Here is a 507-nt window from a genome sequence, read left to right as displayed (position 1 = left end):
CCACCACGACAAGCCGAGCGATGCGGCCGCCTCGGATTGCCCGCGGGGCAGGGAATGCACACCGGCGCGGACGATTTCGGCGATGACCGAACCGTTGTAGAGCGTGAGCCCGGTGATGACGCCGGCCAGCGCGAGGTGCTTGGACGGGAACACGTCGTACGCCGCGTAGAAGAAGTACGCGAAGATCATCATGATCAGCACCGGCACGGCGCGGAAGAACTCCACGATGACCGTGCACACCCAGCGGATCGGCCGGGTCGTCGCCAACCGGCCGACACCGAGCGCCAGCCCCAGGGCCAGCGCCAGCACGAGCGACACCGCGGCCGCGGTCAGCGTGCCCTGCACGCCCGGCAACACGTAGGTCTTCCACAGGTTCGCGGTGAGGAACGGTTCCCACTTCTCCGACGTCAACTGGTTCTTGGTCCACAGTTGCCACAGCACGAACGCGACCACCAGTGTGCCGATCACCGCCGACACCGCGGTCAGGATCCCGTTGCGTACCCTCGC

General features: G+C 67.1%; 1 protein-coding gene. It reads right to left on the bottom strand.

Features of this window, described 5'->3' with window-relative positions; all coding sequences use genetic code 11:
• A partial coding sequence (locus CS062_RS25260) for an ABC transporter permease subunit (protein ID WP_199174373.1) occupies nucleotides 1-477 on the bottom strand: 477 nt, incomplete at its 3' end.
• Nucleotides 478-507 lie beyond the last annotated feature (30 nt).

Origin of the sequence: Roseateles chitinivorans (assembly GCF_002761755.1) — a bacterium.
GTDB lineage: Bacteria > Pseudomonadota > Gammaproteobacteria > Burkholderiales > Burkholderiaceae_C > Roseateles > Roseateles chitinivorans.
Note: the sequence above shows the minus strand (reverse complement) of the source record. Positions and strands in the feature narration are given on the sequence as shown.